General features: G+C 71.5%; 14 protein-coding genes. 12 read left to right on the top strand and 2 right to left on the bottom strand.

Features of this window, described 5'->3' with window-relative positions; translation table 11 throughout:
* The first annotated feature begins 138 nt into the window (after positions 1–138).
* Both ACFZDJ_RS39935 and ACFZDJ_RS39930 read left to right on the top strand, forming a co-directional pair.
* Positions 139–3816, top strand: coding sequence for a glycosyltransferase (locus ACFZDJ_RS39935; RefSeq protein ID WP_391066512.1), 3678 nt, complete (start codon positions 139–141; stop codon positions 3814–3816).
* On the top strand, positions 3813–5312 hold the full coding sequence (locus ACFZDJ_RS39930) for a DUF5719 family protein (RefSeq protein WP_391066509.1): 1500 nt from the start codon (positions 3813–3815) through the stop codon (positions 5310–5312). Before ACFZDJ_RS39935 ends, ACFZDJ_RS39930 begins: the two co-directional genes overlap by 4 nt.
* 81 nt (positions 5313–5393) lie before the next feature.
* Here ACFZDJ_RS39930 and ACFZDJ_RS39925 read toward each other — a convergent pair whose 3' ends face one another.
* Positions 5394–5843 (bottom strand): metallopeptidase family protein, encoded by a 450-nt coding sequence (locus ACFZDJ_RS39925; protein ID WP_168501073.1) that lies wholly within the window; start codon positions 5841–5843, stop codon positions 5394–5396.
* Positions 5844–6196: 353 nt separating this feature from the next.
* Here ACFZDJ_RS39925 and ACFZDJ_RS39920 point away from each other — a divergent pair, with 353 nt between their 5' ends.
* From ACFZDJ_RS39920 to ACFZDJ_RS39880, 9 genes are all read left to right on the top strand, one after another.
* Positions 6197–6571, top strand: a complete 375-nt coding sequence (locus tag ACFZDJ_RS39920) for a DUF3499 domain-containing protein (protein ID WP_211118721.1) — start codon at positions 6197–6199, stop codon at positions 6569–6571.
* 175 nt (positions 6572–6746) lie between these two features.
* Positions 6747–8363: a lactate permease LctP family transporter gene (locus tag ACFZDJ_RS39915; protein WP_391066852.1), complete on the top strand. Its 1617-nt coding sequence runs from the start codon at positions 6747–6749 to the stop codon at positions 8361–8363.
* Positions 8364–8510: 147 nt separating this feature from the next.
* Complete coding sequence (locus tag ACFZDJ_RS39910) at positions 8511–9872, top strand: phosphomannomutase/phosphoglucomutase (protein WP_385386970.1); 1362 nt, start codon at positions 8511–8513, stop codon at positions 9870–9872.
* Positions 9873–10486: 614 nt separating this feature from the next.
* A complete protein-coding gene (locus ACFZDJ_RS39905; RefSeq protein ID WP_075027380.1) occupies positions 10487–10657 on the top strand; it encodes a Trm112 family protein in 171 nt (56 codons plus the stop codon).
* Positions 10658–10738: 81 nt separating this feature from the next.
* On the top strand, positions 10739–11866 hold the full coding sequence (locus tag ACFZDJ_RS39900; protein WP_391066506.1) for an SIS domain-containing protein: 1128 nt from the start codon (positions 10739–10741) through the stop codon (positions 11864–11866).
* 83 nt (positions 11867–11949) lie between these two features.
* A complete protein-coding gene (manA, locus tag ACFZDJ_RS39895; RefSeq protein WP_384925439.1) occupies positions 11950–13101 on the top strand; it encodes a mannose-6-phosphate isomerase, class I in 1152 nt (383 codons plus the stop codon).
* A 141-nt stretch (positions 13102–13242) separates the two neighbouring features.
* Positions 13243–14223: a cation diffusion facilitator family transporter gene (locus ACFZDJ_RS39890; RefSeq protein ID WP_101404835.1), complete on the top strand. Its 981-nt coding sequence runs from the start codon at positions 13243–13245 to the stop codon at positions 14221–14223.
* Positions 14224–14545: 322 nt separating this feature from the next.
* Positions 14546–16003 carry an adenosylhomocysteinase gene (ahcY, locus tag ACFZDJ_RS39885; protein ID WP_054230216.1) on the top strand — a complete coding sequence of 486 codons (1458 nt, stop codon included), beginning with the start codon at positions 14546–14548 and terminating at the stop codon, positions 16001–16003.
* 100 nt (positions 16004–16103) lie between these two features.
* Complete coding sequence (locus ACFZDJ_RS39880) at positions 16104–16718, top strand: hypothetical protein (protein ID WP_168509000.1); 615 nt, start codon at positions 16104–16106, stop codon at positions 16716–16718.
* A 28-nt stretch (positions 16719–16746) separates the two neighbouring features.
* On the opposite strand, the gene ACFZDJ_RS39875 is transcribed toward ACFZDJ_RS39880, so the two are convergent.
* Positions 16747–17787 (bottom strand): RDD family protein, encoded by a 1041-nt coding sequence (locus ACFZDJ_RS39875; RefSeq protein WP_390930025.1) that lies wholly within the window; start codon positions 17785–17787, stop codon positions 16747–16749.
* Positions 17788–17906: 119 nt separating this feature from the next.
* On the opposite strand from ACFZDJ_RS39875, the gene ACFZDJ_RS39870 reads away from it, so the two are divergent.
* Positions 17907–18914: a stage II sporulation protein M gene (locus ACFZDJ_RS39870; RefSeq protein ID WP_101404839.1), complete on the top strand. Its 1008-nt coding sequence runs from the start codon at positions 17907–17909 to the stop codon at positions 18912–18914.
* Positions 18915–19355: the final 441 nt, after the last annotated feature.

Below are 19355 nucleotides of genomic sequence, written 5' to 3'. Positions count from 1 at the left end.
CGTCGCAGGTGGGTTATCCACAGGCGGCGGGCCGCTGTGTTGCCCAGCCGTTAGTGTGGGCCCTCGTCCGAGACGTCCCGCTGTCCCCGCCGGACACAGGCGTCCACCGCAGTCCATCGAACCGGGGCCCGTACCTCGATGTCCGTGCACAGCCATTCGGCAGTCCCACACGACGCCGCCACACCTGAGTATCCGCGCCACGTGGTGACCGCGGTCCTCGTCTCCCACGACGGCGCCCGCTGGCTGCCCGAAGCGCTCGCCGGGCTGCTCGGCCAGGAGCGCCCGGTGCAGAACGCGGTCGCGGCCGACACCGGCAGCGCGGACGACTCCGCCCTGCTGCTGACCGACGCACTCGGCGCCGACCGGGTGCTGCACCTCGCCCGGCGCACCGGCTTCGGCCAGGCCGTCGAGGAGGCCATCCGCGGCGTCGGCATGCTCACCCCGGACGACCTGCCCTATCTGAAGCGCCCCAGCGGCTGGGACCCGGTCACCCGGACCTGGCGCGACGACGCCTACGACATGCCGGAGCTCCCGCACGGCGAGCCCGTGCAGTGGCTCTGGCTGCTGCACGACGACAGCGCCCCCGAGCCCGACGCCCTGGCTCAGATGCTCCGGGTCGTGGAGAGCGAGCAGGAGTTCGGCAGGGAAGTCGCCGTGGTCGGCCCCAAGCTGCGCGGCTGGTACGACCGGCGAGCGCTCCTGGAGATCGGCGTCACCATCGCCAACTCCGGCCGCCGCTGGACGGGCCTGGACCGCCGCGAGCAGGACCAGGGCCAGCACGACCACGTCCACCCCGTGCTCGCCGTGTCCACCGCCGGCATGCTGATCCGGCGCGACGTCTTCGAGGAACTCGGCGGCTTCGACCGCCGACTGCCCCTGATGCGTGACGACGTCGACCTGTGCTGGCGCGCCCAGGCCGCCGGGCACCGCGTCCTCGTCGCCCCCGAAGCGGTCGTCCGGCACGCCGAGGCCGCCTCCCGCGAGCGCCGCGCCGTCGACTGCGTGGGCCGCACCGCCGCCTCCCCGCACAAGGTCGACAAGGCGGGCGCCGTCTACACCCTCCTCGTCAACGCGCGTACGGCACAGCTGCCCTGGATCCTGATCCGGCTCGTCCTCGGCACCCTGCTGCGCACCGTCGCCTACCTCGTGGGCAAGGTCCCCGGACAGGCCGTCGACGAGATCCGCGGCCTGCTGGGCACCCTGTTGCGCCCCGAGCGGATCCTCGCGGGCCGCCGCAGACGCGGTCGCCCCCAGGTCGACAAGGGCGAGCTGCGCGCCCTGTTCCCGCCGCCCGGCGCCACCGTGCGGGCCACGGTCGAGCAGGTCGCGGGCAACTTCATGGGCAGTGACGACCCCGACGCCACCACCGGCGCCGGACGGCACGGCGGCGCGGTCGAGTCCGGACCCGGCGGCGACGACGCCGACTTCCTGCAGATCGAGCAGTTCGCCCGGCTCAAGCGCATCGCCCGCAACCCCGGCCCGATGCTCTTCCTGGTGCTGTTGTTCGTCTCCCTCCTGGCCTGCCGCGCCCTGCTCGGCAGCGGGTCGCTCGCGGGCGGCGCGCTGCTGCCCGCGCCCGCCGACGCCTCCGAGCTGTGGTCGCGCTACGTCGACGGCTGGCACCCGGTGGGCGCCGGCGGCACGGAGACCGCGCCGCCGTACCTCGCGCTCGTCGCCCTGCTGTCCTCCCTGCTCCTCGGCTCCACCGGGCTCGCGGTCACCGTGCTCCTGGTGGCCTCCGTCCCGCTGGCCGGCTTCGCCGCGTACTTCGCCTCGCGCCCCCTCGTCGAGTCGCGCCTGCTGCGCGCCTGGGCGTCCGTGGCGTACGCCTTCCTGCCCGCCGCAGCCGGCGCCCTCGCCGGCGGCCGCATCGGCACCGCCTTCCTCGCGATCCTGCTGCCACTCATCGCGCGCGCGGGCATCGCCGCCAGCGGGCTGGCGCACTCCTCCGGAGCGCGCGGCAGCTGGCGCGCCACCTGGGCGTACGCCCTCCTGCTGACGTTCACGACCGCGTTCACGCCGATCGTGTGGCCCATCGCGCTGGTCCTCGCAATCGCCCTCCTCGTAGTGCGCCGAAAGGAGATCACCGCCTACGGGCCGCGTTTCCTGGCCCAGCTCGGCACCCCGCTGCTGGTCCTCGCCCCCTGGTCGCTGACGCTGCTCCCGTTCGGCTTCTTCAAGGAAGCCGGGATGCCCTACGGCGCGAGCGCGGCCTCCGCGCTCGACCTGCTCGGCGCCAGCCCCGGCGGTCCCGGCACGGTCAGCGGGCTGATGCTCATCGGCATCGTGCTGGCGGCCCTGGCCGCCCTGATGCGCAGCGAGCGGCAGCGAGCGGTGTGGGTCGCCTGGGCCGTCGCCCTGGTAGCGCTCGTCTTCGCCGTGCTGTCCAACAAGTCGGCCTGGGCGGGACCCGCCACCCTCGTCTACGGCCTCGCACTGCTCGCCGCCGCCACGCTCGGCGCCGACGGGGCACGCGCGCGGGTGGCCGAGCAGAGCTTCGGCTGGCGTCAGCCGGTCGCCGCGCTCATCGCGTTCGCCTCGGCCGCCGGCCCGCTGCTGGTGGCCGCCGGATGGGTCCTCGGCGGCGCCGACGGACCCGTGGAGCGCCGCGACCCGGTGCAGGTGCCCGCGTTCGTCGCCGAGGAGAGCGGCACCCGCGACCAGGCCCGCACCCTCGTCCTCGACAGCGACTCCGGCGCCCGCGTCGGCTACACCCTCGTCCGCGGCTCCGGCGCCCGCATGGGCGACGGTGAACTCGCGGCCGAGGCCGGCGAGAACAAGAAGCTCGACAAGGTCGTCGCCAACCTGGTCGCGGGTTCCGGCGCCGACCAGGCCAACCAGCTCGGCGGCTTCGCCGTGCGCTACGTCCTGGTCCGCAAGGGCGCGCCCCGCGAGATGAGCCGCGTCCTGGACGCCACCCCGGGCCTGACCCGGCTCAGCCAGCAGGACGGCAGCGCCCTGTGGCGCCTGGACAGCCAGGTCTCGCGCGCCTCGATCGTCCCCAAGTCCGGCGAGGCCCTGTCCATCGCCGCCGGACCCGTCGAACTGCACACCACCATCCCCTCCGGGGGAGAGGGCCGTGTGCTGCGCCTCGCCGACACGGCCGACGTGGGCTGGACGGCGACCCTGGACGGAAAGCCGCTCACCCGCACCACCGTCGACGGCTGGGCGCAGGGCTTCGAGCTGCCCGCGAGCGGCGGCAGGCTGGACGTCACCTTCGAGGCCCCGATGAGCCACACCGGCTGGCTGTGGGCCCAGGGCGCGCTCTCCGTCGTCCTCGTGGTCCTCGCCCTGCCCGGGCGGCGCCGTGACGTCGACGACGACCTTCCCGAGGAGCCGGTCGTCCCGGCCCAGGACGCCACGGGCGAGGGCCGCCGCGCCCGCCGTCTGCGCGCCCAGGCCGAGGCCGAGGCGGAGCAGTCCGACCAGGTCGTCCAGGAAGAGGGCGCTCTTCCTCCTCCGGAGGAGGAGGCCGAGCAGACGCCCGCGTCGGTCCCGCAGCAGCAGGCGTACGACGAGTGGGACTCATCGACCTACGCGGGCGCCGAGTACGGCACCTACGGCGGCGAGCAGTACCAGGGCCGGCAGCAGTACCCGGCGGGCACCTACGAGCAGCAGCCGTACCAGGCGGACCCCTACCAGGCGGGCCAGTACGACCCGTACGCCTACGGGGGCACGGCACCGTACGACCCGATGCAGACGTACCAGGGCTACGACGGGACCGGCCAGGGCTACGACGCCGCCTACGACCCGAACACGCCCCCGCAGCCGCCGCACGGCACCGACAGTGAGCGCCCCGACGGGAGCCAGCAGTGAACCGCACCACCCTGTCCCTGATCGCCGGCGCGACCGCGCTCGCCGCCGTCACCGGATTCGCCTCGCTCAACGCGCCGGCCGCCTCCGGCGACCACACCGCCAAGGCGGCCACCCAGCAGCCCGTGGAGCGCACCAGCCTGCTCTGCCCGCAGCCCAGCACCTCGGAGATCGCGGAGACGGCGTACACGTCGTTCACGCCAGTCACCCAGGGCGCCGCCGACAGCGGCAAGGCCGAACTGCAGGCCGCGGCCGAGGAGTCGGCGGACTCCGCGAGCGGCAAGAAGACCGGCAAGAAGACCGTGAAGGCCGCCCTGAAGCCGGCGGAGCCCGGCAAGCCGGCCACCGGTGACGGCTCCGGAGCCGAGCCGCCCGCCCTCGTCGGCACCGCCGAGGGCAAGTTCGCGCCGGGCTGGACCGTCCAGGAGACCACCGCGGTCGCCGCGGGCACCGGCCGCGGTCTGCTCGGCATCAACTGCACCGCCCCGGACACCGAGTTCTGGTTCCCGGGCGTCAGCACCGCCACCGGCCGCACCGACTATGTGCACTTGACCAACCCCGACGACTCGGCGGCCGTCGTCGACGTCGAGCTGTACGGCAAGGACGGCACCCTCAAGTCCACGGTGGGCGAGGGCATCACGGTCCAGCCGCACGCCAGCGAGCCGCTCCTGCTGAGCACGCTCGCGAGCGGGCAGCAGGCCGACCTCACCGTCCATGTGACCGTCCGCAGCGGCCGAGTCGGCGCCGCCGTCCAGGCCCTGGACGACAAGATCGGCGGGGACTGGCTGGCCGCCTCCACCGACCCGGCGGGCAGCCTCGTCATGCCGGGCATCCCCAAGGACGCCACGGCCGTGCGGCTGGTCGCCTTCGCGCCCGGCGACCAGGACGCCGACCTGAAGATCCGCCTCGCCTCGCCCTCGGGCCTGATCACACCGGCCGGGAACGAGACGCTGCACGTCAAGGCCGGCATGACCGCGGCGGCCGACCTCGGTGACGTCACGCGCGGCGAGGCGGGCTCCCTGGTGCTCACCTCCACCGGAACCTCGACTCCGGTCGTCGCGGCCCTTCAGGTGGTGCGCGGCAAGGGCAGCAAGCAGGAGATGGCGTTCATCCCGGCCACCAGCCCGGTCGGTGCGCGGGCGACGGTCGCCGACAACAGCTCCAAGGGCACCACACTCGCCCTGTCCGCCCCCGGCCGGAGCGCCCAGGTCAAGGTCACCGCGTCCGCCGGCAGCGAGGGCGGTACGGCGGCGACGAAGACGTACACGATCAAGGGCGGTACGACCCAGGACATCGACGCACCGGTCCCGGCCGGTCTCAAGGGGACGTACGCCCTGACGGTCGAGTCCGTCTCCGGAGGCCCCGTCTACGCCTCCCGGACCCTCGCCTCCGCCCGGGAGGGTGTCCCGGGGTTCACGATCCAGACCCTCCCGGACGACCGCGGGACGGTGGCGGTGCCGGAGGCGGACCAGGATCTGTCGGTGCTGCTGAAGAAGTGATCCCGTACGGGTGATCCACCGGGTCCTCAAGGGGGACCCGGTGGCGCTCCGACCGCGCTCCCGGTAGTGCTCGGGCGGGCCTCAGTCCTCGCCGTAGCGCGGGTCCACCGTCTCCGGTGTCAGTCCCAGAAGCTCCGCGACCTGCTCCACGACGACCTCGTGCACCAGCGCCGCGCGCTCGTCACGGCCCTTGGTGCGGATCTCGACCGGGCGGCGGTAGACGACCACGCGCGCGGGATGGTCCTCGAACGCCGGGATCGTGCCCCCCAGAGGCACCGCCTCGTCGCTCCAGCCCTCGCCGGAGCCGCCGAGGCGGGGCACTTCGAGGACCATGAAATCGATGTCGGCGAGTTGGGGCCAGCGCCGCTCCAGCCGCTCCACGGAGTCCTGCACCAGGTCCGCGAAGACCTCGGCGCGGCTCGCGGCGAGCGGCACCTGGGGCGGCGCGACGGGGCCGCGCATGCCCCTTCCGTGGCGATCACGACGGCGGGGCCCGGGTGCGGCGGCGGTGGGCGGTACGGGGGTGTCCATCACTGACGAAGAGTAGTCCCCACGAGGTCCGCGCGCCCGGCCCCCACGCGGCGGCCCCGCGGCCCGGGGCAGAAAGCCCGGCGCACGTTCCGGATGTCGCAGGATGACCATTCCAGCCAAGCTTGGGCTCGATTCCGTATCCCTCCAGGACCGTCGCTCACATGGTAATTGACGTGGTTTGCACCAAGTGGTGACCGGATTCAGGTCTGTTCGGCATCTCGCCACGGGATGTCGCCCCAGGTCAGAGCGGGCGACCCGAAGGCTTGTGCGGGCGGACTCACAGCACGACACGGTGGGGTGACCTGGGGGAGAGTCGTCGCGGCCCGTTCAAGAGTGCGGTACCGTCCAACGTCGTGAGCCCTGTACGTCGCTGTTCGCGAACCGCTTGCGGCCGTCCCGCCGTCGCGACGCTGACGTACGTCTACGCCGACTCGACCGCGGTCCTCGGCCCGCTCGCCACCTACGCCGAACCCCACTGCTACGACCTGTGCGCCGAGCACTCCGAGCGCCTCACCGCGCCGCGCGGCTGGGAGGTCGTCCGGCTCGCCGACGCCTCCGCTCCCTCCCGCCCCAGCGGTGACGATCTGGAAGCGCTCGCCAACGCGGTGCGCGAGGCGGCCAGGCCGCAGCAGCGCACCGCCGAGGCCGGTGGCGGCGCCCGCTCGGCGGACCCGATGGAGGTCGCGCGCCGCGGCCACCTACGGGTGCTGCGCTCGCCGGACAACTGAGCGTCCGCCCCCTCCGTATCCAGGGTCGACCCCACTGAGCTTCCTCCCTCGGCTCCATCGAGTCGTGCACGCCCATTGACGAGGGCTTGTCGCGGACACGACGATTTTCTCGTCCGCGAGAAAACGCTTTCCGCATCGCGGAATCCCCCGCGTGGCGGAACCCGGGGAGGCGCCGGTGTACGTCCAGAAACTGGAACCCGTGGCCCACTCGCTGGGCCTCTCCGCCCTCGTGGCGACCCTGCCCCTCGTCATCGTCCTCGTGCTGCTCGGCGGCGTCCGCATGAAGGCGCACCGAGCCGGACTCATCGGCCTCCTGGCCGCGTCACTGGTCGCCTGGCTCGCATACGGCATGCCGGTCGGCCAGACACTCTCCAGCGCCGCCCAGGGGGCCGTTTTCGGCCTCTTCCCCATCCTGTGGATCGTCGTCAACGCCCTGTGGGTGTACCGGATGACCGTCCGCACCCGGCACTTCGACGTCCTGCGCCGCTCGTTCGGGCGACTGTCCGACGACCCGCGCATCCAGGCACTCGTCGTCGCGTTCTGCTTCGGCGCGCTTCTGGAAGCCCTCGCGGGCTTCGGCGCGCCCGTCGCGATCTGCTCGGTGATGCTGGTCGCGCTCGGCTTCGACCCGGTGCGCGCGGCCGTGGTGGCGCTCGTCGCCAACACCGCACCGGTCGCCTTCGGCGCGATGGGCACACCGGTCGTCACACTCGCCCAAGTCACCGGCCTGCCACTGGATTCCGTCGCCTCCGTGGTCGGCCGTCAGACCCCGCTGCTGGCCCTCGTCGTGCCCCTTGTACTCGTCGGGCTGGTCGACGGCCGGCGCGGGCTGCGTGAGACCTGGGTGCCCGCCCTGGTGTGCGGAGTAGCCTTCGCCGCCGCCCAGTTCGCCGCCTCGAACCACGTCTCCGCGCAACTCGCCGACATCGGCGCGTCCTTGGCGGGCGCCGCCGCCCTGGTCGCTGTACCGCATGCGCGCAGGCCCGCCGCCGAGCCTGTACGAGCGGCGGTCCTGACCGGCGTACGAAGCGAGGATCTGGACCAGGAGGACCCGCGCCCCGAGGTCGTGCGCGCGTACGCCCCGTACGCGCTGGTCGTCGTCATCTTCTCGATCGCGCAGATCCCGGCGGTCAAGGACTGGCTGGCGCACGCGACCCGTACGTACGACTGGCCCTTCCTGGACGTCGTCACCCCCGAGGGCAAGCCGGTCGGGGGCAATGTCCTCACGCTCCCGCTCGTGTCGACCGGAGGCACCCTCGTCCTGCTCGCCGGACTGTGCGCGGCCGTCGTACTCGGGGTGCACGCGCGTGTGGCGGTCGAGGAATGGGCGGCGACGGTGCGCGAGTTGAGGTTCGCGATCCTGACCGTGACGTCCGTGCTGGCCCTCGCCTACGTCATGAACCTCTCCGGACAGGCGGCCACGATCGGCCACTACGTGGCGGCGGCCGGGGCGGGGCTCGCCTTATTGTCACCCGTTCTGGGCTGGTTCGGCGTGGCGGTGTCCGGCTCCGACACCTCGGCGAACGCCCTTTTCGGTGCCCTCCAGGTGAGCGCGGCCCACGAGTCGGGGCTGTCTCCCGAACTGCTCGCCGCCGCCAACAGTTCCGGCGGAGTGCTCGGCAAGATGATCTCGCCGCAGAACCTGACCATCGCGTGCGCGGCGGTCGGGCTCGCGGGCCGTGAGGGCGACCTGCTGCGCAAAGTGCTCCCGTGGAGCGCCGGGCTGCTGCTGATCATGTGTCTGATCGTGCTGGGCCAGAGCTCGCCGGTCCTCGGCTGGATGCTGCCCTGACGGCCGGATTCGACCCCGCGCGTTACCCCCGGGTGACGTCTGGGGCTCCCAGATGACGGGTGAGCGTCCGATCGGCCCCTTCACGGCGGGCTGTCAGCCGGTACGGGTAGTTTGGGGCGACCGAAGTGGACTTATGGAAGGTTGGCCGTGACTGCTGATCTGTCGCAGCTCGTGAAGGCGTACGACGTACGCGGGGTGGTCCCGGACCAGTGGGACGTGTCGATGGCCGAGCTGTTCGGGGCGGCCTTCGTCCAGGTGACCGGAGCGGACGCCATCGTGATCGGGCACGACATGCGGCCCTCGTCGCCCGGCCTGTCGCGGGCCTTCGCACGCGGAGCCGCGGCACGCGGTGTCGACGTGACCGAAATCGGCCTGTGCTCCACCGATCAGCTGTACTACGCGTCCGGTGCGTTCAACCTGCCGGGCGCCATGTTCACGGCCTCGCACAACCCCGCCCAGTACAACGGCATCAAGATGTGCCGCGCGGGCGCCGCCCCGGTCGGCCAGGACACCGGCCTGGCCGAGATCCGCGAACTCGTCGAGTCCTGGCTCGACTCGGGCCTCCCGGCCTCCGACGCGACGCCGGGAACGATCACGCAGCGTGACACGTTGGAGGACTACTCGGCGTACCTCCGCTCGCTCGTCGACCTGACCGACATCCGCCCCCTGAAGGTCGTGGTCGACGCGGGCAACGGCATGGGCGGCCATACGGTGCCGACGGTCTTCGAGGGCCTTCCCCTCGACCTCGTACCCATGTACTTCGAACTGGACGGCACGTTCCCGAACCACGAGGCGAACCCGCTGGACCCGGCGAACATCGTGGACCTCCAGCAGCGCGTGCGCGAGGAGAGCGCCGACATCGGCATCGCCTTCGACGGGGACGCGGACCGCTGCTTCGTCGTCGACGAGAACGGCGACCCGGTCTCCCCGTCCGCGATCACCGCCCTGGTCGCCGCCCGCGAACTCGGCAAGCACGGCGGCGGCACGGTCATCCACAACCTCATCACCTCCTGGTCGGTGCCCGAGGTCGTCCGCGAGCACGGCGGCACCCCGGTCCGCACCCGCGTCGGCCACTCCTTCATCAAGGCCGAGATGGCCCGCACCGGCGCGATCTTCGGCGGCGAGCACTCCGCGCACTACTACTTCCGCGACTTCTGGAACGCCGACACGGGCATGCTGGCCGCCCTGCACGTCCTCGCCGCCCTCGGCGGCCAGGAGGGCCCGCTCTCCGAGCTCGTCGCCGAGTACGACCGTTATGTCGGCTCCGGCGAGATCAACTCCACGGTCGACGACCAGGCGGCCCGTCTCGCCGCGATCAAGGCCGCGTACGAGGGCCGCGAGGGTGTCACCATCGACGAGCTCGACGGTCTGACCGTCACCTCGGACGACTCGTGGTTCAACGTCCGCCCCTCCAACACGGAGCCACTCCTCCGCCTGAACGCCGAGGCGAAGGACGAGCCGACGATGGCGAAGGTACGCGACGAGATCCTGGAAATCATCAGGGGCTGAACACCCCGATTGCCGTCTCGCCCCCGACGGTTGTTCGCCCACGGGGCGGGCGGGGATCCGCGCGCGCAGTTCCCCGCGCCCCCAAAAGCCCCGGCCCACACGGCGTTACGAGCCCGGGGCCGGGACCGAAACCAACCCCCACCCGGCGCGTAAGGACAAACCCAAAGGCCGAACCCCACCCACCCCGGCCCACACCTCCAGCCCGTCCGACGTTTGAGACCGAGACGGGAGGCCGTTGCCCCACCTACCCCGGCCTGCATCTTTCAGTCCGTCCGGCGTTTGAGGCCGAGGTCGGAGGCCGTTGCCCCACCCACCCCGGCCTGCATCTTTCAGTCCGTCCGGCGTTTGAGACCGAGGCGGGAGGCCGATGCCCCACCGACCCTGGCCAGGCCGCGTCTTCAGCCCGTCCGGCGTTTGAGGACGAGGCCGTTCAGGCCGATGCGGGGGTCCAGGGGGCGTAGCGCCCCTGGTGGGGGTGAGGGGGCGGAGCCCCTGGGGGATGGGACGGGTAGGGGCGGCGGGGGCGAAATCACCACGTCCACACACCCCGGCACCCCACCCCCCACAGCGGTACGCTGACCAGGCCGCATCCACCCTGTTCGAAAGGACACCCCATGCCGCTCGAAGCCGGCCTCCTGGAGATCCTCGCCTGCCCGGCCTGCCACGCCCCGCTCAAGGAGCAGGAGAGCGAGCTGCTCTGCACGGGCCAGGACTGCGGTCTCGCCTACCCGGTCCGGGACGGCATCCCCGTACTCCTCGTCGACGAGGCCCGCCGCCCCGGGTAAACACCCCCGCCGGCGACACCCACCCCACAGGCGAATCAGGCGACAGAGGCAACACACCGGCGATCGGGAGGCTGCCGACCCATGCTCGACGAATCGCTGCTCGACGACCCAGAGGCGCTCGCCCGCGCCGACCGTCGCGAGCTGCTCCGGGGCGCCGCGGAGGCCGGCGCCCGTGTGCGTACCGCGGTCCGGCACGCCACGGAAGCCGGAATCGCGGAACTGAAGCCGGACGGCCGCCCACGCGCCGTCCTGATCGCCGGCCCCGGCCTGGCCGCCACCGGCGTCGCCGAACTGCTCGGCACACTCGCCGGAGCCAGCTGCCCCATCACCCGGCTCACCCCCACCGGCGTCGCCCCCGCGTCCGGCGCCCTCCGCTGGGAGCTGCCCGGCTGGGCGGGCCCGGTGGACCTCCTGCTGATCGCCACCCCCGACGGCAGCGAACCAGGCCTCGAACTCCTGGTCGAGCAGGCATACCGGCGCGGCTGCTCCGTCGTAGCGGTGGCCCCCACCGGCACCCCGATCGTGGAGGTGGTGCAGGGCACGCACGGCCTGTTCGTACCGATGGCGACCGCCCCGTACGAGCCGATCGAACCCCTCGCGGCCTCCGCCCCCGGCGTCCTGTGGGCCCTGCTCACCCCGTTGCTCGCACTGCTGGACCGCACCGGCCTGGTCTCCGCCCCGCCCGAGGCGCTGGAGAAGGTCGCCGACCGCCTCGACCGCGTCGCCGAACGCTGCGGCCCGGCCATCGCGCCCTACAGCAACCCGGCCAAGACGCTCGCCGCCGAGCTCGCCGAAGCACTCCCGGTGATCTGGACGGAAGGCACCTCCGCGGGCCCCGCGGGCCGCCGCTTCACCGCCGCGCTCGCGGAACTGGCCGGCCGCCCCGCCCTCACCGCGGAACTCCCCGAAGCGCTCGCCGCCCACAGCGTCCTGCTCTCGGGCGCGCTGGCCGCGGCCGCCGACCCCGACGACTTCTTCCGCGACCGCGTAGAGGAGCAGCAGGTCCTCCACGCACGCGTGGTCCTCCTGCGTGACCGCCCGGCCGGCGGCCTCACCGCCGGGCCCGCCGCCCGCGAGCTGGCCCTCAGCCACGACACCGCGATCAGCGAGCTCGAACCCGAGGAGGGCGGCGACCTCGAAACCCTCGCGGAACTGATCGCCGTCACGGATTTCGCCGCCGTTTACCTGGCGCTCGCTTCAGGGGCCTGATCTTGTAGCCAGGCATCCCGATCGGCCCCGGCCGACCCGGGACTCTTGACCAGCGCAGCGCACGTACGGAGAGAACGACACACATGGACCGCCTCGACAACACCGTCCGCCCCTACGCCTGGGGCTCGACCACCGCCATCCCGCGGCTGCTCGGCGTCGAGCCGACCGGTGAACCGCAGGCGGAGATGTGGATGGGCGCCCACCCGGGCGCTCCCTCCCGCACGGCGCGCGGTCCCCTCGACGAGGTCATCGGCGAGGACCCCGAGAAGGAACTCGGCCGCGCGGCCGTCGCCAAGTTCGGCCCCCGCCTGCCGTTCCTGCTCAAGATCCTCGCCGCGGGCGCGCCCCTCTCCCTCCAGGTGCACCCCAACCTCGAACAGGCGAAGGAGGGGTACGAGGACGAGGAGCGCCGCGGCATCCCGATAACCGCCTCGCACCGCAACTACAAGGACGCCAACCACAAGCCCGAACTGATCTGCGCCCTCACCGAGTTCGACGGCCTGTGCGGCTTCCGCAGCCCCGACGAGGCCGCCGAAGTGCTCGCGCGCCTGGACGTCGACTCCCTCAAGCCGTACGTCGACCTCCTGCACGCCCACCCGCAGGACGCGGCGCTGCGCGAGGTCCTGACGGCGGTGCTGAGCGCGGACCCCGACGACATGGCCCACACGGTCACCGAGGCCGCGGCCGCCTGCGACCGTCTCGGCGGCGCCTACGCCCCCTACGCCGACATCGCCCACCACTACCCGGGCGACCCCGGCGTGATCGCCGCGATGCTCCTCAACTACGTCCAACTCCAGCCCGGCGAGGCCCTGTTCCTCGGCGCCGGCGTCCCGCACGCCTATCTGAACGGCCTCGGCGTCGAAATCATGGCCAACAGCGACAACGTCCTGCGCTGCGGCCTGACCCCCAAGCACGTCGACGTCCCCGAACTCCTGCGCATCGTCCGCTTCGAGGCGAGTGACCCCGGCGTCCTGCGGCCGGAGGCGTCCCCCGACGGCGAGGAGGTCTACGCGACCCCCATCGACGAGTTCCGCCTCTCCCGGTACACCCTCGCGGAGGGCGCCGCCCCGCACGACCTCACGCGCGACACCCCGCAGATCCTGCTCTGCACGGCGGGTTCCGTACGTGCCGACGGCAACACGCTCGCCCCCGGCGAGTCGGTCTTCGTACCGGCGGGAGAAAAGGCGGAGGTGTCCGGGTCCGGCACGATCTTCCGTGCGACAGTGGTGGCCTGACGAGGCGACTGTGACGGCCAGACGTACCGCCGTCGGACCGGGCTGCAACAATGGCCCACCGTAAAGGGCGGGCAAAGCCCGGACCGGCGTACGAGGGTACGAACGGGGCCCGGACGGCGTACGAAGGGACAGCAGGAGCACATGAGCGCTTCAGGCGGCACCAAAGCGATCGTGGCGGCACTCGGCGCCAATCTCGCGATCGCGGCATCGAAGTTCGTGGCGTTCGCCTTCAGCGGCTCGTCCTCGATGCTCGCCGAGGGCGTCCACTCGCTCGCCGACTCCGGCAACCAGGCGCTGCTCCTGATCGGCGGCAAGAAGGCCCAGCGCGAGGCGACCCCCCAGCACCCCTTCGGCTACGGCCGCGAGCGCTACATCTACGCCTTCCTCGTCTCGATCGTCCTCTTCTCGGTCGGCGGCATGTTCGCCGTCTACGAGGGCTACGAGAAGATCAAGCACCCGCACCAGATCGAGCACTGGTACTGGCCGGTGGGCGTCCTGGTGTTCGCGATCATCGCCGAGGGCTTCTCCTTCCGTACGGCCATCAAGGAGTCCAACGAACTGCGGGGCACGCACTCCTGGTCGCAGTTCATCCGCCGCGCCAAGGCCCCCGAGCTGCCGGTCGTCCTCCTGGAGGACTTCGGCGCGCTCATCGGTCTGGTCCTCGCCCTCGGCGGCGTCGGCCTCGCCCTGCTCACGGACGACGGCGTCTGGGACGGCATCGGCACGCTCTGCATCGGCATCCTGCTCATCCTGATCGCGCTCGTCCTCGCCGCCGAGACCAAGTCCCTCCTGCTGGGCGAGGCCGCGGGCGTCGAAGAGGTCAAGAAGATCGAGGCCTCGATCGTCGACGGCCACACGGTCACCGGCATCATCCACATGCGCACGCTCCACCTCGGCCCGGAGGAGCTCCTGGTCGCCGCGAAGATCGCCGTCCAGCACGACGACACGGCCGCCGAGGTCGCCACCGCGATCAACGCCGCCGAGTCCCGCATCCGCGCCGCCGTCCCGATCGCCCGCGTGATCTACCTGGAACCGGACATCTACAGCGAGGCGGAGGCCGCGAAGGGCCCGAACCCCGAAGCGACCCCCGGGGGCCCCGCCCAGACACCGTCCGAACACTGACCCACCCGGCACCCACCCGCCCAAAGACGAGCGCCGCGCCTTGTCCGGGAACGCCCGTTGGCCGGAGGCGGACTGGGGCGGCCCGGGGCGACCGGTGTAGCTTGGTGGCTGAGCCAGACGTCGCTGCTGATGGCGGTCGGGCGGTCCCACCGCGGACCGGCCGAGGGAGAGAGGGCCTCCGACGGACTGCGCTGCGCGCACCAGGCACACCTGTGTCCTGCTGTGGGGCACGTCCGTGCCCTGCTCGGGCATGCGTATGTCCGCGCCGCGCAGACAGCGGTATCCACCTCGCCCCAATCCAGACCACGAGGAGCAGCTCGCAATGACGACTGTCGACAACCGACAGGACTTCAAGGTCGCCGACCTCTCCCTGGCCGAGTTCGGCCGCAAGGAGATCACCCTCGCCGAGCACGAGATGCCCGGCCTGATGTCGATCCGCAAGGAGTACGCCGCCACGCAGCCCCTCGCGGGCGCCCGCGTCACCGGCTCCCTGCACATGACGGTGCAGACCGCGGTCCTCATCGAGACCCTGGTCGCCCTCGGCGCCGAGGTCCGCTGGGCCTCCTGCAACATCTTCTCCACCCAGGACCACGCCGCCGCCGCCATCGCGGTCGGTCCGAACGGCACGCCCGACAACCCGCAGGGCGTCCCGGTCTTCGCCTGGAAGGGCGAGACCCTGGAGGAGTACTGGTGGTGCACGGAGCAGGCCCTGACCTGGCCGAACACCCCCACCGGCGGCCCGAACATGATCCTGGACGACGGCGGTGACGCCACCCTCCTCGTCCACAAGGGCGTCGAGTACGAGAAGGACGGCAAGGTCCCGTCCGTCGACACCGCCGAGTCCGAGGAGCACCGCTTCGTCCTCGAACTCCTGCACCGCACCATCACCGACGGCTCGCAGAAGTGGACCCAGCTCGCCTCGGAGATCCGCGGCGTGACCGAGGAGACCACGACCGGTGTCCACCGTCTCTACGAGATGCACCGCGACGGCACCCTCCTGTTCCCGGCGATCAACGTGAACGACGCCGTCACCAAGTCGAAGTTCGACAACAAGTACGGCTGCCGCCACTCCCTGATCGACGGCATCAACCGTGCCACCGACGTCCTCATCGGTGGTAAGACCGCAGTCGTCCTCGGCTACGGCGACGTGGGCAAGGGCTGCGCGGAGTCCCTGCGCGGCCAGGGCGCCCGCGTGATCATCACCGAGATCGACCCGATCTGCGCCCTGCAGGCGGCGATGGACGGTTACCAGGTCACGACCCTCGACGAGGTCGTCGACAAGGGCGACATCTTCGTCACCACGACCGGCAACAAGGACATCATCATGGCCTCGGACATGGCCAAGATGAAGCACCAGGCGATCGTGGGCAACATCGGCCACTTCGACAACGAGATCGACATGGCCGGCCTCGCGAAGATCCCGGGCATCGTCAAGGACGAGGTCAAGCCGCAGGTCCACACCTGGAAGTTCCCCGACGGCAAGGTGATCATCGTCCTGTCCGAGGGCCGCCTGCTGAACCTGGGCAACGCCACCGGCCACCCCTCGTTCGTGATGTCCAACTCGTTCGCGGACCAGACCCTGGCCCAGATCGAGCTGTTCACCAAGCCCGACGAGTACCCGACCGACGTCTATGTGCTGCCCAAGCACCTCGACGAGAAGGTCGCCCGCCTCCACCTCGACGCCCTCGGCGTCAAGCTCACCACGCTCCGCCCGGAGCAGGCCGCGTACATCGGCGTAGAGGTCGAGGGCCCGTACAAGTCGGACCACTACCGCTACTGAGCACCCCGCCGAGCAAGCGGTACCACCGCTCGGCGTACGGATGTCAGCAGGCCCCTGCCCCCGTGGCGGGGGCCTGTCCCCGATGAGGACCTGAACGCCCATGCCCCGCGGTCGTTATTCGCTCCATGATCCGCACGATCACACCCCCCTCGCCGAAGAACACTTCCACTGCGCGCCCGGCCCCTCCGGCTGGCGCTATGTCTCCCAACTGACCACCCCTTCTGGCGACCATGCCGGCTCCGTCGACCTCGCCCTCGACGAGCTCGGCCGCCCCATCCGTCTCGAACTGCACGCCGCGAGCTGGCAGGTGCGTGGCGCCGCCCTCGACGGCGTGACGTGGGTCCGCACCGACCCCACCGGCACCGAGGCCACCGAAGGCAACGTCCGCGCCCACGCCTTCACCGGCACATCCCCCGCCTTCCTCGTCGCCACCGCCCGTCTCCTGCGCCTCACCCCCGATGCCCCCGCAACCCGCGTACGCCTCGTCGCCTTCACCGACCCGGTCCTCGCCCCGCGCACCGTTGACCAGTCCTGGGCCTTGATCTCGAGAGAAACACACGCCACTGACAACGGCCCCCTGACCGTGGACGAATACCAGGTCACAGCCCTGGACACGGGGGATCAGTACGCCGTGCACCTCGCGGGAGACGTGGTCCTGGCGGCGCCCGGCGTGGAGCTCGAGCACCTCGAATCCCCGCCGTCGGTCTTCGCCTGACGACGCCGGGACGCGGTTCGGAGCGGGTTCAGGCGGGCGGCGCGAACCCGGTCGACGGGCGTTCGATCGGCGACGGGCGTTCGACCGGCTCGTTCCGCGGTGCCGCGGGCGGCGCCTGCTGCGCCGACGCCGCCGGGCCCTCCGAGGCCGGGGACGCCGAGGGATACGGGTCCCGCGCCGAAGCGGGCGAGGAGGCACCCGCCTGCGGATAGGCCTGCGGATAGGAGTGAGCGCCCGGCTGCCCCATGACAGGGCCGCCGCCCGCGCCGGGCATCCCGGCGACGAACCCGCCCGGGGCCCCGGGTACCGCTGGAGCGCTCCCACCGCCGAAGGCCCGCCGAGCGTCCCGCGCCTGCCGTTCCTGCACCACGGCCGCCAGATAGGCGGCCGCCGGCACCCCCTGCGGCGCCGGAGCCCCCGTACGGGCGGCCAGATCGGACGCGAGCCGCTCCGCCATCGCCCCGCCGACCTGAGGGTCCAGCTGCCGCATCCGCGTCAGGTACTGACGAATGGCCAGCCACAGGCCGTCCGGCACGGCCGACAGATCAAGTCCGGAGAACCGCCCCGCCAGCCAGGGCGGCGGCGGAGGCACGAAGGCCGTATGTCCGACGGGAATCCGTTCCCGCACGACGAGGGTCCCCGCGAACACGTCACCGAGCCGCCGCCCCCGAGCCGACACGAGCGAGGCGATGCACGCGATGATCCCGAACGTCATCAGAATCTCGACCACACCGATCGCACCACGCACCAACGCGTGCCGGAACCGGATGGGTCCCCCGTCGTCCCGCACCACCCGCAGCCCGAAGGCCAGCTTCCCCAGCGAACGGCCGTGACTGAGTGTCTCCACCGCGATCGGGCCGCCCACCAGCAGCAGAACGAAGCTCGCGATCGACACCGCGATCCGCGCCGCATCGTCCAAGGCCGCCGTCGCGGCCAGCAGGCCGATGGTGACGATCAGATAGGCGGTCATCGACACGGCCAGATCGAGCAGCACGGCCAGCGCCCGGCTCGGCAGTTTCGCGGGGCGCAGCTCCAGCGCCACCGCCTCGCCCGTCACTAGCTCACTCACACTCGCCGTCCTTCCCCTGACCTGCCCTGAGAACGGTCAGTCTGCCAAGCTGAGGGCACATCGCGCCGCAGTACGACAAGCTGACACGCAGTACGAGAGGACGAGGAGCAGCAGAACCGATGGACCTCGACGTCTTCGTGTCCGCCCACCGCGCCGAGTGGGACCGTCTCGACGCCCTGCTGCGCCGCCAACGCCGGCTCACCGGAGCCGAGGCCGACGAACTCGTCGCCTTGTATCAACGTACGGCCACGCACCTCTCCCTGATCCAGTCCAGCGCGCCGGATCCACAGCTCACCGGGCGTCTGAGCCAACTGGTGGCGCGCGCGCGGGGGGCCGTGACAGGCAACCGCCGCGCCTCGTGGCGCGATGTCACCCGCTTCCTCACGCACGGTTTCCCGGCGGCGGTATACCGATCACGACACTGGTGGGTCCCCACGGCGCTCCTGTCGACGCTGGTCGGCGTCGTCCTGGGATGGTGGATAGGCACGCATCCCGAGGTCCAGTCCTCGATCGCGGCCCCCAGCCAGCTGCGCCAGCTCACACGCCCCGGCGGTGAGTACGAGACCTACTACTCGAGCCACCCGGCCGCGTCCTTCGCGGCTCAGGTCTGGACGAACAACGCCCAGGCCGCCGCGATGTGCCTGGTCCTGGGCATCTTCCTGGGGCTACCGGTTCTCTGGATCCTCTTCCAGAACATGCTCAACCTCGGCGTGGGCATAGGCCTGATGTCGTCGGCGGGTCGCCTCGACACCTTCCTGGGCCTGATCCTTCCGCACGGCCTCCTGGAACTGACCGCCGTCTTCGTGGCTGCGGGCACCGGCCTGCGACTGGGATGGACCCTGATAGACCCGGGCCCCCGCTCGCGCCGCACCGCACTCGCCGAAGAGGGTCGCGCCGCTCTCGGCATGGCGATCGGCCTGGCTCTGATCCTCTTCGTCTCGGGCGCGATCGAAGGCTTCGTCACCCCGTCCGGCCTCCCCACCTGGGCCCGTGTCGGCATAGGAATCGCCGCTGAACTGGCCTTCCTCGCGTACGTCTATGTCCTGGGCGGTCGAGCGGTACGGGCCGGCGACACCGGTGACGTCGACGAGTCCGAGCGCAGCGCGACTCTTCCGACGGCCGCCTGATGTGCGTTCACCCCCGTTGACCTGCTAGTCTCCACTTCGCCCCACAGGAGCCGTTGACACGGAGCCGGTGGGGAGGTAGATTCTAACAGTTGCCTAGAGCTGGACAAGTCCAGACGGTGGCAGTTAGGATCTGTCAGCTTCTCGAGAATGCGATTCCCGAGAAGCACCTCTCGACTATTCAGGACTGGGCGGCCGGCGAGGCCGGTCAAAAACTTCTGATAAAGTCGGACTCGCCGAAAGAAAGCCGGAAGGCAATCAAATAGGCAAAGGCCCCTCCAACGGCCACCGGAAATGAATTCCGACCGGAAACGGAACGGAAAACGGATCTGGTAAGGTTGGAAACACAGAAGGGAAGCGCCCGGAGGAAAGCCCGAGAGGGTGAGTACAAAGGAAGCGTCCGTTCCTTGAGAACTCAACAGCGTGCCAAAAATCAACGCCAGA

Origin of the sequence: Streptomyces sp. NPDC007896 (assembly GCF_042959425.1) — a bacterium.
In the GTDB taxonomy this organism is placed as follows: Bacteria; Actinomycetota; Actinomycetes; order Streptomycetales; family Streptomycetaceae; genus Streptomyces.
This window is presented reverse-complemented; position numbering and strand designations above follow the sequence as displayed.

Excerpts from the sequence above, each read along its gene's own strand:
- ACFZDJ_RS39935 (WP_391066512.1), top strand. The coding sequence starts at position 139 with ATGTCCGTGCACAGCCATTCGGCAGTCCCACACGACGCCGCCACACCT.
- ACFZDJ_RS39925 (WP_168501073.1), bottom strand. The coding sequence starts at position 5,843 with ATGGACACCCCCGTACCGCCCACCGCCGCCGCACCCGGGCCCCGCCGT.
- ACFZDJ_RS39905 (WP_075027380.1), top strand. The coding sequence starts at position 10,487 with ATGCCGCTCGAAGCCGGCCTCCTGGAGATCCTCGCCTGCCCGGCCTGC.
- ACFZDJ_RS39900 (WP_391066506.1), top strand. The coding sequence starts at position 10,739 with ATGCTCGACGAATCGCTGCTCGACGACCCAGAGGCGCTCGCCCGCGCC.
- manA (WP_384925439.1), top strand. The coding sequence starts at position 11,950 with ATGGACCGCCTCGACAACACCGTCCGCCCCTACGCCTGGGGCTCGACC.
- ACFZDJ_RS39890 (WP_101404835.1), top strand. The coding sequence starts at position 13,243 with ATGAGCGCTTCAGGCGGCACCAAAGCGATCGTGGCGGCACTCGGCGCC.
- ahcY (WP_054230216.1), top strand. The coding sequence starts at position 14,546 with ATGACGACTGTCGACAACCGACAGGACTTCAAGGTCGCCGACCTCTCC.
- ACFZDJ_RS39880 (WP_168509000.1), top strand. The coding sequence starts at position 16,104 with ATGCCCCGCGGTCGTTATTCGCTCCATGATCCGCACGATCACACCCCC.
- ACFZDJ_RS39870 (WP_101404839.1), top strand. The coding sequence starts at position 17,907 with ATGGACCTCGACGTCTTCGTGTCCGCCCACCGCGCCGAGTGGGACCGT.